This window comes from Peribacillus sp. SRI_006, assembly GCF_057586375.1.
This window is the reverse complement of the sequence record NZ_JBYCZT010000001.1, coordinates 1-17663: the sequence shown is the minus strand read 5'-3', so window position 1 is coordinate 17663 and position 17663 is coordinate 1. Positions and strand designations below refer to the sequence as shown.

Below are 17663 nucleotides of genomic sequence, written 5' to 3'. Positions count from 1 at the left end.
GTATAAATGTAGCGCTTCCAAGAAATTAGCTATTGTAAACAACCATCTATTTTTTAGCAGAAGACATACATCTTGTATTGGAAGCGTTCACAGAATATGACCCCAACAATAGTAAAATGTACGATAATCTTTAATAAGAAATTCTAAAAATAATGCTTGTAGCTATTCCTAGTGAGCGCTTGCTCAATAACTACATCTTTTTTTAAGATTCCTCAAAAATATCAATGATATTCTGAATCCCAATTTTAATAAATCAGAGCAGTTACATGATTATTATAAACAATAAACACTTTTTTGGGAATGAAAAGCACTTAAAATGTGAAAAAATTATTATTTTATTAGAAAAATTAGCTCCATATTCTCTTGCTTTATTCATGCGTTCAAAATCGTTTTTTTCAAAAAAAATGTCCCAAAGCAGAATAAACGAAACATTAAATAGAAAATTTACATTTCCAGTACTGACGGGCTTTTCTCCCCTTAGCCTCTCGCTTCATTTAAAAAAATTGAAGATCTGCATGCATAAATAAGCAATTCCTGCCCCGATTAACGGTCCGACAGCCACACCTTTGAATAAGGCGACCGCAAGAATCGTCCCAAATACAAGAGCGGTGGTAATGTGCGGATCATGCGACAGCAGTGTAATCCCATTTTTTGCTATGAGTGCAACGGCTATTCCGGATGCAAGTGCAATCCAGGCATAAGGGGATTTTATCGCGTCTCCTAGTTCCTTGAAACCAATCGCCCCGTTTGCTATGGGAATGAGAACGGAGATCGTGATGATCGTGACACCCAGGTTGATTCCTTTCGCTTCCAGGTATGGAAACACTTTAGCGTCAAGGCCAATCAGTTTCATGCTTAAAAGAAAACCCGCAGCCATGATCAGTGAGGTATTTTTCCCAAACCAACCGATTGCAGCAAGCAGAATTAAAAATACGACAGGACCGTTGATCATTATCCCTTCACCTTCTTCCTACTGTTTTTTGTTATTTTAACATAACAAACTCCCTTGTTCATGGGAGAAAAATGATTTAAGGAACGATGCATCTGCAGAAAAAATTCAAAACGAAAGATGAAAGAATCTTTCCTTTCTTTTCCATCATCGTTACAATTATAATACAAACTTAATGGTTGAAGGAGGATATGACTTGAATCCGGTATATATGTATCGTTTCATTCGTTCTTTACTGGTCGTCGGAGGGATAATATTAGGTGGAATTGCCTTGTTTTATTTATCTAAATATACATATCCATTCATCATTGCCATGATCATCGCTTTCTTGATGAATCCCCTGGTCATTTTTTTCGAAAGGAAAGGGCGGCTGCCACGGGGGTTGGCTGTATTCGTTTCCCTTTTACTCATTTTCCTTTTATTTGCGGGTCTTATCACCTTACTGGTCACCGAGATCATTTCAGGGACCAATTACCTTGCCGGAGTCATCCCGAAACACATTGAAACCATCGTGGATTATATAGAAACATACATAGCTACCACCGTCATTCCTTTATATAATCAAATAGCTGCCATGTTCAATAATTTGGATACCGAACAGCAAGACACAATCCTCAAGAATATCCAAAATATCGGTGAATCCATCACGACGGGAGTAAGCGGCTTCATTCAAGCCTTCTTGAAGAACATCCCCACAATCATCGGATGGTTTCCAACTACAGCAACGGCACTCCTTTTTACTTTGCTTGGCACATTCTTCATCAGCAAAGATTGGGATACCTTCGGCCGCATGACCGGAAAAGTGTTGCCTGATAAGATTTTTGCGGGAGCAAAGCGTTTATTCAGGGATTTAAAACGGGCTTTATTCGGGTTCATCCGGGCACAATTCACTCTTGTTTCATTGACGACTGTCACGATTTTAATCGGATTTCTCATTTTAGGGGTGAATTATTCAATTACCATTGCCCTGATATGCGGACTGGTCGATATCATTCCCTATTTGGGGACAGGTACGATTTTCATTCCTTGGATCATCTTTGAATTCATTGCCGGGAATACAAGTCTCGCAATCGGTTTGTCCGTCCTTTACATAATCGTCGTTGTCCAGCGTCAGCTAATAGAGCCAAAAGTACTTTCATCCAGTATTGGTTTGGATCCGCTTGCCACTCTCATCGCCTTGTTCATCGGATTCAAATTGATCGGTTTCCTAGGTTTGATTGCAGGACCTGTCGTACTTGTCATATTCAATACACTTCAGCGTGCCAATGTCTTCAAGGCCATATGGACTTTCATCATCGGGGATACAAAGAAAACCACTTAAGGGAATCCAGACATCCATTAGCATTCACTCTTTTCCACTTAAAAATCCGCCTCGGGTACAAGGCGGATTTTTGGTTTTAAACTAGAATTATTTCGACGTCTCGAATTGTTCTGTTTCAGTAGAACCTGCAAGTGCTGTTGTGGATGATGTTCCACCAGAAACGACTTGTGCCACTTCATCAAAGTAACCCGTTCCCACTTCACGCTGATGGCGTGTTGCTGTATAGCCATCCGGCTCACTAGCGAATTCCGCTTGTTGAAGCTCAGAGTATGCAGCCATGCCGCGTTCTTTATAACCAAGAGCAAGGTTGAACATGCTATGATTCAATGAATGGAAGCCTGCAAGTGTAACGAATTGGAATTTATAACCCAATTTACCCAATTCCACTTGATAATTGGCAATCTCTTCATCACTTAATTTCGCTTTCCAGTTAAATGATGGGGAACAATTGTAAGCAAGCAATTTACCTGGGAACTCTGCATGGATGGCCTCGGCAAAGCGGCGAGCATCCGCTAGATTAGGTTCAGAAGTCTCACACCAGATAAGGTCGGCATATGGCGCATAAGCAAGGCCTCTTGCAATTGCTTGGTCAAGACCTGCATTCGTGCGGTAGAATCCTTCTGGAGTCCTTTCACCAGTGATGAATGGTGCATCGACCGGATCAATATCATCCGTGATCAAATCTGCAGCATCAGCATCCGTACGGGCAATCAAGATGGTCGGTGTACCCATTACATCTGCTGCCAATCGGGCGGAAACTAAATTACGTACTGCCGTTTGAGTAGGAAGAAGAACTTTACCGCCTAGGTGACCGCATTTTTTCTCGGAAGAAAGCTGGTCTTCGAAGTGAACGCCAGCCGCTCCAGCTTCGATCATGCCTTTCATTAATTCAAAGACGTTAAGGGAACCGCCAAAACCTGCTTCAGCATCCGCCACGATTGGAGCGAACCAATCGATATCATTTTTCCCTTCAGCAAAGCTGATTTGGTCTGCACGCTGAAGTGTCTGATTAATGCGTTTAACGACTTGCGGCACGGAGTTGGCTGGATATAAACTTTGGTCAGGGTACATTTGCCCTGCGATGTTAGCATCTGCCGCCACTTGCCAGCCGCTTAAGTAGATTGCTTTTAAACCAGCTTTCACCTGCTGCATGGCTTGGTTACCGGTCAATGCTCCTAATGCATTGATGAAATCCTCTGTTTTTAATAGATTCCATAGTTTTTCGGAACCGCGCCGTGCCAATGTTTGTTCAATATCGATGGAACCTCTCAGTTTAATGACTTCCTCGGCCGTATAAGGACGTTTAATACCAGTCCACCGTGAGTCATTTTCCCAGCTTTGTTGTAATTTTTGCGCTCTCTCATTCATCATCATTATTTCCTCCTAAATTCATATCGTATTTTTTGAATATTAAGATAATTTTTCATATGCCGCGTTAGTTAAGAAATCTGCAAAGTCATCCGCTTCAATCAATTGTTCAAATAGTTTAGTAGACTCTTCAAACTTTCCTGATTTGAAAGTTTCTTCCCCTACTTCCGATTTAATGACCGCCAATTCTTCTTCTTTGATTTGATGGAATAATTCCTCGGTTATTTTCCTGCCATCTTCGAGAATGCCTTTTGGATGACGAATCCATTGCCAGACTTGAGCCCTTGAAATTTCAGCGGTTGCAGCATCTTCCATTAAGTTATTGATAGGTGCCGCACCTCTGCCGCTTAACCATGAGGCGATATATTGGATGCCTACATTAATATTCGTCCTTAAGCCTGCCTCTGTGATCGTTCCTTCCGGTACAGCCAGCAACTCCTGTGCCGTTACATGGACATCTTCCCGTTTCCGGAAAATTTGATTCGGTTTTGGGACGAGCAGGTCAAAAACCTCTTTTGCCGTGCTTACCATACCTGGGTGGGCAACCCATGTTCCATCATGACCGTCTCTTGCTTCGCGTTCTTTATCTGCCTTAACTTTCGCAAAAGCCTCATCGTTCTTAACCGGGTCATTTTTAACGGGAATTTGTGCGGCCATCCCGCCAATTGCAGGAGCATTACGGCTGTGACATGTTTTGATCGCCAGTAAGGAATACGCCCTCATGTTCGGGACGGTCATCGTGACCTGCTGCCGATCTGGGAAAATGACATCATCCGAGTTACGGAATTTTTTCAGGAAACTAAAGATATAATCCCAGCGGCCACAGTTCAGGCCTGCCGAATGTTCTTTCAGCTCGTACAGAATTTCGTCCATTTCGAATGCAGCAAGAATTGTTTCTATCAAGACCGTTGCCTTGATGGTTCCTTGCGGGATTCTCAAATCGTTCTGTGCATATACGAATATTTCATTCCATAATCTTGCTTCGAGATGGCTTTCCATTTTCGGTAAGTAAAAGTATGGACCGCTTTGTTTTTCGACCAATGCTTTTGCGTTGTGGTAAAAGTACAGTCCAAAGTCAAAAATGCTGGCTGATATAGGCTGTCCATCCAAAAGGACATGTTTTTCCTCCAAATGCCAGCCGCGTGGCCTTACCTTTAGCACAGCTGTTCTTTCATTTAATTCATACACTTTGCCATTTGGATTTTTAAATGAAATGGTTCCTCGGATTGCATCGCGCAGATTCAATTGGCCATCGATGCAATTCTCCCAAGTGGGTGAATTGGCATCTTCAAAGTCCGCCATGAATACATTGGCACCTGAGTTCATGGCATTTATGATCATTTTACGATCAACAGGTCCAGTGATTTCAACCCTGCGATCCTGCAAATCATTCGGGAGGGGCGCAATCGTCCAATCACTTTCACGAATATGCTTCGTTTCTTCAAGGAAATCAGGAAGCATGCCTTGATTCAGTTCTTCCTGAACGCTTTTCCGCCGTTCTAGAAGTTCTGCCCTTCTTCCACTGAAATGCCGTTCCATTCTTTCGATGAATTGAAGAGCTTCCGCTGTAAGTATTTGTTCATATCCTGGCTTAATGTTGCCTGTAATCTGTAAGCCTTTTGCTTCCGTAATCATGTTGCCTCTCCACACCCTTTCCAACTCTTTTTATGTTATAATACAGATGTTTTATTTCCTGTTTGTATTATATAACACGTTGTATAAATTTGTCACCAGTTTTTTCTAAAAAATCTAAAAAAAGATTTTTCAGCATGGAAAAGCCTTATTTACCAATGTTTCCAAGAGTTAATCATTTAACAATCCTGTTATGATACACATTTCATTCTCGTGGATATCATCATTCAATGGTGAAACAGGGAGCCATTTGTAAAGCAAAAAAGCACCCCATAAAAAACCGGGATGCTGTTGCGGACCTTTTTCAAAGACCAAAAAGGCTGCCTAAAAGCTTACGCCTTTAGACAGCCTTATATTATTTATGCCGAATGATGGTAACTTTCCCTTTATTCATCCTGTTCATGATAAACCGGATAACAATCGGTTTGAGGAGATTCCGGGTTGGCGGAAACACAAGGATCAATCCCATGATATCCGAGATGAGCCCAGGGGACAGCAACAGTGCAGCTCCGATAAAGATACAGATTCCATCAATGATTTCATTTCCTGGCATCATTCCGTAACGAATCTGTTCCTGTGCCTTTTTCCACGTCTCCATCCCTTGCCGTTTAGCCAAATAAGCTCCGATCAAACCTGTGGCTACAATCAGGAACAGCGTTGGCCAAAAACCAATCAGATTACCTGACAGCAAAAGGACAATAATTTCAACGACCGGCATCGCAATGATAAACATTAAAAAGTATTTCATCTTCATTCCTCCTGCACAGCCCATTTCTGGTGCGGTACATCCATCTTACCTCATTGGCAAGGAATCAGCCAAAATTTCGTTTTACAGAACGTTTGCATGTCCATCATAAATGACTCCACGACCTGCATCGACCGTTATTCTTTGACCATCCGTGAAAACCTTGGTCGCGTCCTCCGCCCCAACGATTACCGGTATGCCCAATGTGACTCCCACAACAGCTGCATGGCTTGTCAAACCGCCTTCTTCCGTAATCAATGCCGCACACTTTTCAATTGCCGGCATCATTTCGCGGTCAGAACCGATCGTAACCAATACAGAGCCTTCCGTCACTTTTTCCAAAGCTTCCTTGGCATTCTTAGCGATAACCACTTCACCTTTAGCTGATTTCCTGCCGATTCCTTGAGCCTTCAAAAGAACCTCTCCTAACACATGAATTTTCATCAAGTTAGTCGTACCTGTTTCACCTACAGGCACACCGGCTGTAATGACGACTAAATCCCCATGGGAAACTAAGCCGGAATGCAAGCTTTCATCTATTGCGGTTTGAAGCATTTCATCGGTAGTCGTTGCTTTTGGACCAATCTGCGGATAGACTCCCCAAACCAATGCAAGCCCTCTTGTAACATGATCATTGGATGTAACCGCAATGATCGGTGCTTTAGGGCGGTATTTGGAAATCATCCTTGCCGTATGACCGCTTTCTGTAGGGGTGATGATTGCCCCTGCATTAAGATTAAGCGCGGTGTGGGCAACGGATTGACCAATGGCATCCGTGACATTATGACGGTTCACTTTGCTTCTGACTGATAATATATCCCGATAATCAAGGGCAGTTTCAGCACGCGAAGCAATGTTATGCATCGTTTGCACCGCTTCGACAGGATAGGTTCCAGCAGCTGTTTCGCCAGAAAGCATGATGGCATCCGTTCCATCAAATATGGCATTGGCCACGTCACTTGCTTCTGCACGGGTCGGCCTTGGATTACGCTGCATCGAATCGAGCATTTGTGTAGCCGTTATGACTGGTTTCCCGGCATTATTACATTTTTTGATCATTTGTTTTTGGACTAATGGCACTTCTTCTGCAGGAATTTCCACTCCCAAGTCTCCACGTGCCACCATCAAGCCATCTGAAACTTCCAAGATCTCATCAAGACGGTCCACGCCCTCTTGATTTTCGATTTTAGGGATGATTTGAATATGTTCCGCACCATTTTGCTGCAATAATTCACTTACTTCAAGCACGTCGGAAGCCCTGCGTACAAATGAGGCAGCAATGAAATCGATACCCTGTTCGATCCCAAAAAGGATATCCTGTTCGTCTTTCTCCGTTATGCCAGGCAGGTTAACCGAAACTCCTGGAACATTGACGCCTTTTTTGTTCTTAAGTGTACCGCTATTCAAGATTTTCGTATGGATTTCTTTTCTGACCTCATCAATCTTCAACACTTCAAGCCCGATCAATCCATCATCCAAAAGGATTTTAGATCCTGGGTGAACATCATGCAGAAGCCCTTCATAGGTAATGGAGAATTTTTCAGGTGTTCCCAGGACTTCATTCATGGAAATAATGACTTCGTTGCCGGCTATAAGCTCCATAGAATCATTTTCCATATTATTTGTCCGTATTTCAGGTCCTTTTGTGTCCAACAGGATGGCAACCTGTTTACCCGTTTTTTCGCTCGCTTCTCTTATATTGCGGATTCTAGCTGCGTGTTCTTCATGATTTCCATGAGAAAAGTTAAGCCGTGCTACATTCATTCCCGCCTCTATTAATTGAACCAGCTTTTCTATACTTTCACTTGCGGGGCCAATCGTACAAACAATCTTGGTTTTACGCATAGTGTCATCCTCCTTTAAGGAAAACTACTCGCCGCCTGTCCACTTCTTGAAGACAGGGGGCGCAGTGTTTTATGTCTTCTTTTAAATACCCATTACTAAAAAGCGATTCCTATCGGTCAACAAAAATGATTAAATGGATAGCTCAGCGGATAATTCATACATTTTCTTGTCAATTGTATGCGGTTTAGCAAGAGCTTCGATGATATCATAATCAACAAGTTGATTTTGTTCGATCCCGACTGCCCTGCCCCCTTTTCCTTCTAGAAGCAATTCAACGGCTCTTGCCCCAAGACGGCTTGCCAATACCCGGTCATTTGCAGAGGGAGATCCCCCGCGCTGAACATGGCCCAGGACCGTTACACGAGTTTCAATTCCTGCTTTCGCCTCAATACTCCTGGAGATATCAACGGCACTTCCAACACCTTCGGCTACAATGATGATACTGTGCTTTTTCCCACGGTCATGACCGCGGTTCAGCTTCCCAATCAGGTCTTCTATATCATATTCATATTCAGGACAAAGTATCGTTTCAGCTCCGCCAGCCAATCCAGCCCAAAGTGCAATATCGCCGGCATCTCTTCCCATCACTTCAACCACATAAGTCCTCTCATGAGAAGTGGCCGTATCCCGAATTTTATCGATAGCATCGATGACTGTATTCAGGGCCGTATCGAAACCAATCGTAAAGTCGGTACCCGGTATGTCATTATCAATCGTTCCTGGAACCCCGATACAAGGGAAACCCCTTTCCGTTAAAGCTCTCGCCCCGCGGTAAGAACCATCGCCACCAATTATGACAATGCCCTCGATACCATGTTTATTCAATTGTTCAATCGCTTTCAGCTGGCCTTCCTCCGTCTTAAATTCTGGACAGCGAGCCGTATGTAACATCGTGCCGCCTCTATGAATGATATCCCCGACCGACCCAAGTTCAAGCTTTTTTATATTGCCATTTATCAGACCCTGATAGCCATGATAAATACCGAAGACCTCCATTTCATGAAAAATTGCTTTTCGGACAACTGCTCGGACTGCCGCATTCATTCCTGGAGAATCTCCTCCACTTGTCAATACACCTATTCTTTTCATAAATGTCACCTCTCTACAGCACTAATCAATTTTAAGCTTCGCTATATCATTGTACCCTTTTTCAAGCTTCAATAAGCAGTAACTGTCTCACTTATGCATACTTGATGTTATAAGCCTAACCGATTCTCTTCAGAAATTGAAGTAAAATGGTGTGAAACTTTACATTCTACACACAAACCATATTCTTTACTCGTTTCGGTAATGAATACATATGCACGAATGAAAGGATGAAAAAACGTGTTGCCCCAGGCAGCACGTTTTTCCTTTTCCAAAATGTATTATGAATGCTGTTCCACTTCCTTAGGTTCGCCCTCAGGTTGTTGTTTTGCAAATTCATATTCACCGATTTTCTTGAATTTCATATAACGCTGGTTGATTAGATCATCACTATTCAATGGCAACAGTTCATTGAATGAACGTTTCAGGATTTCCTTGATGGCTTCTGCCTGTAAATTCGAATCCCGATGGGCGCCGCCCCTCACTTCAGGAATGATCTCATCGATGACTCCTAAGCGGTTTAAGTCGGGAGCCGTGATTTTCATCGTTTCCGCAGCCCTCTTAGCCTGAGAGGCATCCTTCCACAGCAAGGCTGCAGCCCCTTCAGGGGAAATCACGGAATATGTTGAGTTTTCAAGCATGAAAATTCGGTCTCCGACGCCAAGCGCCAATGCACCGCCGCTTCCGCCTTCACCAATGACAATACTGATGACCGGCACCTTCAGCCCTGCCATTTCGAAAAGGTTTTTCGCAATGGCTTCACTTTGCCCGCGCTCTTCAGCAGCTTTACCAGGGAAAGCTCCCTTCGTATCAATGAAACAAATGATCGGCCTGTTGAATTTTTCAGCCTGTTTCATAAGGCGCAAAGCTTTTCGATAGCCTTCAGGATGGGGCATGCCGAAGTTACGACGGATGTTTTCCTTCGTATCCTTCCCGCGTTGATGACCGATGACAGTCACGGCAAGTCCATTGAATTCTGCGATTCCAGAAACAATCGCTTCATCATCCCCATAATAACGATCTCCATGAAACTCGATGAAGTCATTGAATAACAGCGGAATGTAATCAAGCGTCGTCGGACGGGCTGGATGCCGGGCAATCTGAACACGATCCCACGGTTTAAGATGGTTGTAGATATCCACTTCCAGCTTCTCTAAACGCTTTTCCAATGTCTCGATTTCTGCTGTAAGGTCTACATCAGCATCCTTCGAGATTGCCTTTAGCTCTTTAATTTTATTTCTCAGGTCCGTAATGGGACGCTCAAACTCTAATTCGTAAATCATAACCACTCACCGCCCGGGGCATGGATTTTAAGGATCGTCGTCAAGGTTTCCTTCATTTCCGTACGTTTGACGACCGCATCCAATTGACCGTGCTTCAACAAGAATTCAGCCGTTTGGAAATCTTCAGGAAGCTCTTCACGAATCGTCTGCTCAATGATTCTTCGTCCCGCAAAACCAATAAGTGCTCCAGGTTCGGCTAGATTAATATCGCCAAGTGACGCGAAACTTGCCGAAACCCCGCCTGTGGTAGGATGGGTCATCATTGATATGATCAGTCCGCCTTCATTGCTGAATATCTTGAGTGCTGCACTTGTCTTTGCCATCTGCATCAAGCTCAAAACACCCTCCTGCATCCGGGCGCCGCCTGATGCCGTAAATATGATGAACGGAATCTTCAATTCACCAGCACGTTCAATGGCACGGGTAATTTTTTCGCCAACAACGGATCCCATGCTTCCCATCCGGAAATTCGAATCCATGATGGCAGTTGAAACTTGGTAGCCATTGATGCTTCCGACTCCTGTGACAACCGCCTCATTAATCTTGGCTTTCTTTCTATCTTTTTCCAGTTTTTCTAAGTAATCCGGAAAATCAAGCGGGTTAACAGAAATCATTTCTTTATCAAATTCATTAAAAGTGCCTGCGTCGAATAAAAATTCGATGCGCTCATGGGAAGACATCGGATGATGGTACCCGCAATGCAGACAGACTTTCTTGTTTTTCACCAATTCTTTTGTATACATGATTTTTTTACAGCCGGTGCACTTTGTCATGATTCCTTCTGGTACATCTTGTTTCTCCCGATCTATAGGAACCGTTGCATATTTCTTCTTAGACTTCGCAAATAGCTCTTTAAGCAAGCTTAATCCTCCCTTTACCACCAATTATCTATTTTATGATACTTGGTACAAACTATATCAGAAATAAAATTAGTATCGTGTAAAAAGGTGTCATTCGCCCTTCGACATATTTCTAATTCTAATAAGATACGTTTCGATGGCTTTTTCTTCATCACGTTCGAGCAAATATGTAAGAAGTGCCAGATAGTCTTCTTTTTTCACATTACCCTGTACCATCTCTGATGTTCTAGCATAGCTGTTGACAATGCGCCAAATTCTTTCCAGCAATCGATTGCGATTCAAAATGGCAATTCTTAAAAAGAAATCATCATCATGAAACATATCCGCTTTGACCCAGGCCATTAATCTTTTGATGTCCTCAGCCGTAGCGAAAAAGGCGACGATCCGCAAACAGTCTATTTCAATCAGCCTTTTCGTCTCAGACAAATCTTCTTGTACTTTTTTATCTTGCAAAAAAAAGGTTCCCAGAAGCTCGACTAGCTTATGCTCCTGGAAATCCCTGATAAACGTCCCTTCACCACGCCTTGTTTCTATTAAGCCTAATAGCTCTAAGGCACGCAATGCTTCACGGACAGAGGAACGCCCAACATTAAAACGATCCGATAACTCCCGTTCTGATGGGATTTTATCTCCCGGCAGGAGGCTGTCCGCTTCAATCATGCTACGTAGGCTCTCAACGACATCGAGATAAATTTTGGATGAAGAAGTACGACCTGCCAAATTAATTATTCCTCACTTTTTCCAATGATCGCTAATTTCTTTGTTTTTTCTTTAATTTCCTCTGGATCTACATTGATTCTAGCTACTCCGGTTTCCATCGCTGCCTTGGCAACAGCAGCCGCAACGGCAGGTGCCACCCTCGCATCAAATGGAGCAGGGATCACGTAGTCTTCGTTCAACTCATGCTCCTGTATTAATCCAGCAATGGCTTTGACTGCAGCAACCTTCATTTTTTCATTAATATGAGTCGCACGTACATCCAAGGCCCCACGGAAAATCCCTGGGAAAGCAAGGACGTTATTGACCTGATTCGGGAAATCCGAACGGCCAGTTCCAACAACCTTGGCACCCGCTGCTTTTGCATCTTCCGGCATGATTTCCGGATCTGGATTAGCCATCGCGAAAATGATTGCATCCCGATTCATCGAAGAAACCATTTCTTTTGTCAATGCACCTGCGGCAGAAACTCCTATAAATACATCAGCGTTTTCAATGACAGATTCCAAAGGCCCTGAAACCTTATTTCGATTGGTCACTTTCGCCACTTGTTCTTTTGTATCATTCATACCTGTCGAACGGCCCTCATAAATGGCACCCTTCGTATCACACATGATGATGTCGCGAACTCCATAGCTATAAAGCAATTTAATGATGGCAATGCCCGCAGCCCCTGCGCCATTCGCTACCACTTTAATTTCTGACATTGATTTATTCACCAGTCGTAACGCGTTCACAAGACCGGCAACAGTAACAATGGCTGTACCGTGCTGATCATCATGGAAAACAGGAATATTCATTTCTTTTTTGAGTCGTTCTTCAATTTCAAAACAATTTGGTGCGGCTATGTCTTCTAAGTTCACTCCACCGAAAGTCGGTTCGAGTAATTTAACGGTCTCTACAATTTTGTCCACATCCGTCGTTTTTAAACAAATCGGGAAAGCGTCCACTCCGGCGAAACTTTTAAATAAAACGGCTTTTCCTTCCATGACCGGCATAGCAGCTTCCGGACCGATGTTTCCAAGTCCCAAAACAGCCGTTCCATCAGAAATGACGGCAACCGTATTTCCCTTCATTGTATAGTCATAAACGGTTTCCGGCTTATCGTAAATATCTTTACACGGTTCTGCGACACCAGGAGAATAAGCCAGGCTTAAATCTACTGCGTTCCTAACCGGCACTTTCGAAACTGTTTCTAATTTCCCTTGATTCAAGCGGTGCATATGTAATGCTTCTTCTCTTAATGTCATAGTTTCACTCCTAAAACAAATTGGGTAACCCATTATCTTATATGCTGAAATTATGCTGAAATCTAGTGGTCAGACCACAGCGGCCTGTTTTCAATATAACATAACTATTAAAGTTGTAAAACAGTTATTCTTTCTTGTAAACCACATTCCCTTTTCCCACCAAGTCAAATAATGCCTGCATCAGTCTATCTGTAGGATTGACCCAATCCCAATAAGATAGCTGTACATAGCGGTTTTCCCTCTCGTAAAAAAGCATGACCTTGGTTTCACCGCTATGCTGCATTAAAATTTTTTTTATTTTTTGCAGTGTATCCTTCGTTTGCTTGCCAGCCTCAATTTTCAGGAATATCGTTCCGTTTTTTTCCTCTTTCATCTGCTTCACTTTTTCAAGCGGGTATACGTTCCGGATCAGCAGCTGTGTTTTTCCATCCCGCTCTTCCAATGTCCCTTGCAGCATAACGAGTTGTCCATGATTCAAGTCGGCAGAGTGGTTTTTATAAACATTTGGAAAAACGACCGCTTCAATATCCCCCTCTTCATCACTGACGCTCAAGAAAGCCATCACATCGCCCTTTTTTGTCCTTATGGTTTTAACCGACGTAATGTAAGCGCCAAGTAAGACTTTCGATTCCTTTTTATTAATAGCTTCATCTATAGTCAAACAGCCGAAGTGCTGAAAAAGTTCTCTGTAGCTTGTCACAGGATGATTCGATAGATAAAGCCCCAATGCGCTTTTTTCCAACGAGAGTTTGTCCTCGATTGGGATAGGATCGACCCGGTGGTATTTCGGTTTGAGTGAAAACTCGCCATCCGAAAACATATCGAATAGGTCATCATCCGGATTAACCAATTCCGTATGATTGATCGCTACGTCCAAGCTCGCCAACAATGTTGCCCGGTCTTCACCGAATTCATCAAATGCACCTGAATGGACAAGCGCCTCCAACACTTTTCTATTTACGATTTTCCCCGAAACGCGCAAACAGAAATCGAATAAATCTGCGAACTTCTTCTGACGCCTTGCAGCGAAGATATCTTTTAGGACCGTCCCGCCTATCCCTTTTATGGCTCCAAGGCTATAACGGATCCCTTCCTTTTCCGGTAAAAACGGGTAACCGCTCCGGTTAATCGAGGGAGGCAGAACCGCTATCCCTTTCTTTTTTGCTTCTCGGATATATTGCGAAATCTTTTCATCATTCCCGACAACCGATGTCAAAAGTGCTGCCATGAAATATTCCGGATAGTGGGTTTTCAAGTAACCCAGCTGATAAGCGATGAAGCTATACGCCACCGCATGACTTCGGTTGAATCCATAGTTAGCGAAGCGGACAATCAAGGAATAAATCTCATCTGCCGTTTTTTCGGAGTATCCCTGTTTCAATGCGCCGCTCACGAAATGCTGCCGCTCTTGATCCAGAACATCCTTCTTCTTCTTCGAAACGGCACGTCGGAGCAGGTCAGCCTCCCCTAATGAAAACCCGGCTAAACGGGAGGCGATTTGCATGATTTGTTCTTGATATACGATGACCCCATATGTAGGCTCGAGGATATCCTTCAAATCCTCGTGAAGGTAATCAATCGAAGCAAGTCCATGTTTTCGCTCGATGAACAGCGGTATATTTTCCATCGGACCTGGACGATATAGGGCATTGACCGCAACGATATCCTCGAATCGGTTCGGTTTCAGCTTGATCAAAACCTTTCGGATGCCATCCGATTCAAATTGGAACACCCCGGTTGTTTCGCCTCTGCCTAAAGTGGCCAGCGTCTCGGGATCATCCATCGGAATATGGGACAAGTCGAGCTTTTTCCCCGTTCCTTTTTTAATGTTATTTAAAATATTATCGATGAGCGTTAAATTGCGGAGTCCAAGAAAATCCATTTTAAGAAGTCCCAGTTCTTCGAGAAGGTCCATTGGATATTGAGTCAAGTGGATGCCGTCATGCCCTCCCTGAATCGGGATATGCCCGGTCAGTGCCTGGTCACTGATGACGACGCCGGCGGCATGTGTCGAAGCATGGCGAGGCAGCCCTTCAAGCAATAACGCGGTTTGAAATAGTTTTTGATTCAGGTCACTCTCATTAACGAAATCCCTAAGCCTTTTCGATTCCTTGAAAGCCTCGGGAAGCGTGATGCCCAGACGGCCTGGAATCATTTTCGATACCGCTTCCTGTTCCTTTGAATTCAGGCCGAAAACACGTCCTGTATCCCTTAACGCAGCCTTGGCAGCCAATGTCCCGAATGTAATGATCTGTGCTACATGAAGTTCCCCGTATTTCTTCGCGACATAGGCAATCACTTCTTCACGGCGGTTATCCGGAAAGTCAATGTCGATATCCGGCATCGAGACACGTTCCGGATTCAGGAAACGCTCGAACAGCAAGGAATGTTCGATTGGATCGACATCCGTGATCGACAGCACATAAGCGACCATCGATCCTGCGGCCGACCCCCTTCCTGGACCAGTCAGGATTTGGTGGTCCTTAGCGAATTTCATGAAGTCCCAAACGATTAAAAAGTAATCGCTGAATTTCATCTTGGTGATGATATCCAATTCATATCTTAGTCGCTCTTCATATTGAATGGATGGCTCCGGCACTCTTTTCTTCAGCCCTTGGAAGCAGATGGCTTCGAGCATTTCTTCGGCTGGGGCTCCATCTTCAGTAGGGTACTTAGGAAGAAGTGAACGATGAAATGGAATTTCCAGATTGCATTGCGCGGCAATATGCAGTGTATTTTCGAGTGCATCCGGTCTGTCATGGAATAGTTCTGCCATCTGAGACCGGCTTTTCAAATAAAATTGATCGGATTCAAGAACCGTATGCGTCTCATCCGCCAGCTTGTCGCCATTTCCGATTGCCAATAAGACTTCATGAGCGAGTGCATCGCTTTCGTTCAAATAATAAACTGGATTTGTCGCGACAATCTTTATCTCTAAATCTCTCGCCAACTGACTTATGGCTTCGTTACTTTTTTCCTCATCCGCAATCGACAGTCTCTGTATGGATACATAAAAGTTATCATGACCAAAAATTTGCAGAAATCGCCCTGCTGCCTGTTTGGCTTCTTCAGGGTTTTCTTCTCTCAATAGCGTTTCTATCTGCCCCTCTGCACCTGGTGTGACTGCAATCAAACCCCCGGAATAGGCTTTAAGCCAATTCATTGGAATGCCTGACGGGGATTTCGTTTTTATGGCACTGCTTATTTTAAGCAGGTTTTGATATCCTTGCAAACTCTTTGCCAATAAAAGCAGTCCATGTGGCGATTCCCGTTCATCAAGGACATCCGCAAGTATGCCGATGATCGGCTTTATGCCCTGCTTTTTGCATTCTTTATAAAAATAGACCGAACCGTACATAACATTTCGGTCGGTTAAGGCAAGACTTGTACAGCCATCCGCTTTCGCTTTGGCCACAAGTTCAGTGATCTTCACCGTACTTGTCAGCAGGCTGTATCCGCTCTGAATATGGAGATGAGTATACACGTTTTTTTCTCCCACCTTTGTAAGGCATGTTTCTTTTCATTATAGTGTTTATTTCAAAAAAAGAAAATATGTTCTCATTACCAATGCAATTTAACTTCCTGATTTCCGGCGACTATCATAATACCTCTGAACATCCCATATAAATGGAATAGAAGAATATCAAGCAAAAAAGGATGATGATATATGAATGAAGCCTTTGTTCCAGCCTTCCTCAACAGCTTTTTCATATCGCTTGGCGTATTGCTTGGCGGCTCGATAATCGGGGGCCTCGCCGCGTTTTTTACCGGACAAGCCCCGATGACGACTGTATTCCGCCTATCGGACAGCCTTCGTATTTGGGCGATTGTCGCTGCGATCGGGGGAACTTTTGATATGGTCTATAATTTTGAACGCGGTATTTTCCACGGGGAAACGAAGGATATAGTCAAGCAGGTCCTATTGATACTCTCTGCACTTGGAGGGGCACAGACAGGAGCACTGATCATCAACTGGTTCACGCAGGAGCATATTTCACCATGAGGATACCTCCCTATCACCGGACCCCCACCTGGCAGCGTTTTTTTGCCGGAGCCGCACTTGGCGGATTGATCAGCTGGGGGATTTTCTTTTATATGCATGGCGTCCAGCAGGAGAAGCAAATCCTGACCCTTCACGAACAAAAAGAAAAGATCAAGGATTTAAACGGGAAAATCGCAATTTGGGAGCAGGATTATAAAAAATTGAACGAGAAAAACGAGGAAATCCTGACGATTCAGGAAGTGGAAGTAACGATCACGAATGAAAAATACAGTCTGGATCAGTTGAGTATTGCAGAAGCGGAGGATGTGATTGAGGACGACCTATCCTCTCTTCTCGCCAAAGATGTCGCCAGTGTCTATGACGGTAAGGTGCTGTTGAAAAAGTCGATAGAAAATAAGATCATGACCATCAATAAAAAGCGCTATCGGCTTGAAGTCGTTGAAATCATGTTTTATACGAAAATGAATATAGAAATCAAACTAAAAAGGACTACTTCTTAAGGATGGGTGAATAACCACCGAATTAAAAGACCAAATCATTTGCGATTTGGTCTTTTAATTTGGCTGTTTTCACATACTTTGTTGCTATTTACCAGGTAGTGAGT

The 17663-nt window shown here is 43.6% G+C and carries 14 protein-coding genes; 3 read left to right on the top strand and 11 right to left on the bottom strand.

The features are described 5' to 3' along the window. Positions 1–490: 490 nt before the first annotated feature. Entirely contained in the window at positions 491–952 is a 462-nt protein-coding gene (locus tag AC2YHV_RS00070) for a DUF441 domain-containing protein (protein ID WP_034309113.1), read from the bottom strand. Between the two features lie 193 nt (positions 953–1145). Between AC2YHV_RS00070 and ytvI the strand changes: the two genes are divergently transcribed. Continuing rightward, a complete protein-coding gene (gene ytvI / locus AC2YHV_RS00065; protein WP_057276705.1) occupies positions 1146–2270 on the top strand; it encodes a sporulation integral membrane protein YtvI in 1125 nt (374 codons plus the stop codon). An 87-nt stretch (positions 2271–2357) separates the two neighbouring features. Here the strand turns inward: ytvI and aceA are convergent, their stop codons facing one another. The 10 genes from aceA to dnaE form a co-directional block, all read right to left on the bottom strand. Next, positions 2358–3641, bottom strand: a complete 1284-nt coding sequence (aceA, locus tag AC2YHV_RS00060; RefSeq protein WP_034309118.1) for an isocitrate lyase — start codon at positions 3639–3641, stop codon at positions 2358–2360. 39 nt (positions 3642–3680) lie between these two features. Then, entirely contained in the window at positions 3681–5273 is a 1593-nt protein-coding gene (gene aceB, locus AC2YHV_RS00055) for a malate synthase A (protein WP_098184802.1), read from the bottom strand. Positions 5274–5625: 352 nt separating this feature from the next. Further along, positions 5626–6018 carry an FxsA family protein gene (locus AC2YHV_RS00050; protein ID WP_034309123.1) on the bottom strand — a complete coding sequence of 131 codons (393 nt, stop codon included), beginning with the start codon at positions 6016–6018 and terminating at the stop codon, positions 5626–5628. Positions 6019–6099: 81 nt separating this feature from the next. Further along, a complete protein-coding gene (pyk, locus tag AC2YHV_RS00045) occupies positions 6100–7860 on the bottom strand; it encodes a pyruvate kinase (RefSeq protein WP_095390774.1) in 1761 nt (586 codons plus the stop codon). Between the two features lie 129 nt (positions 7861–7989). Next, positions 7990–8949 (bottom strand): 6-phosphofructokinase, encoded by a 960-nt coding sequence (gene pfkA, locus AC2YHV_RS00040; RefSeq protein ID WP_034309127.1) that lies wholly within the window; start codon positions 8947–8949, stop codon positions 7990–7992. 278 nt (positions 8950–9227) lie between these two features. Beyond that, positions 9228–10229, bottom strand: a complete 1002-nt coding sequence (gene accA, locus AC2YHV_RS00035) for an acetyl-CoA carboxylase carboxyl transferase subunit alpha (protein ID WP_034309128.1) — start codon at positions 10227–10229, stop codon at positions 9228–9230. Then, positions 10226–11089, bottom strand: coding sequence for an acetyl-CoA carboxylase, carboxyltransferase subunit beta (gene accD, locus AC2YHV_RS00030; protein WP_214810024.1), 864 nt, complete (start codon positions 11087–11089; stop codon positions 10226–10228). Before accD ends, accA begins: the two co-directional genes overlap by 4 nt. A gap of 90 nt (positions 11090–11179) precedes the next feature. Then, entirely contained in the window at positions 11180–11809 is a 630-nt protein-coding gene (locus tag AC2YHV_RS00025) for a FadR/GntR family transcriptional regulator (RefSeq protein WP_095679822.1), read from the bottom strand. A gap of 5 nt (positions 11810–11814) precedes the next feature. Further along, positions 11815–13056 (bottom strand): NADP-dependent malic enzyme, encoded by a 1242-nt coding sequence (gene ystJ, locus AC2YHV_RS00020; protein ID WP_057276709.1) that lies wholly within the window; start codon positions 13054–13056, stop codon positions 11815–11817. 124 nt (positions 13057–13180) lie between these two features. Next, positions 13181–16540 (bottom strand): DNA polymerase III subunit alpha, encoded by a 3360-nt coding sequence (dnaE, locus tag AC2YHV_RS00015; RefSeq protein WP_487372364.1) that lies wholly within the window; start codon positions 16538–16540, stop codon positions 13181–13183. 183 nt (positions 16541–16723) lie between these two features. On the opposite strand from dnaE, the gene ytrH reads away from it, so the two are divergent. Both ytrH and ytrI read left to right on the top strand, forming a co-directional pair. Next, a complete protein-coding gene (gene ytrH / locus AC2YHV_RS00010) occupies positions 16724–17059 on the top strand; it encodes a sporulation membrane protein YtrH (RefSeq protein ID WP_034309135.1) in 336 nt (111 codons plus the stop codon). Continuing rightward, a complete protein-coding gene (ytrI, locus tag AC2YHV_RS00005) occupies positions 17056–17559 on the top strand; it encodes a sporulation membrane protein YtrI (protein WP_053535915.1) in 504 nt (167 codons plus the stop codon). Before ytrH ends, ytrI begins: the two co-directional genes overlap by 4 nt. The last annotated feature ends 104 nt before the right edge of the window (positions 17560–17663 follow it).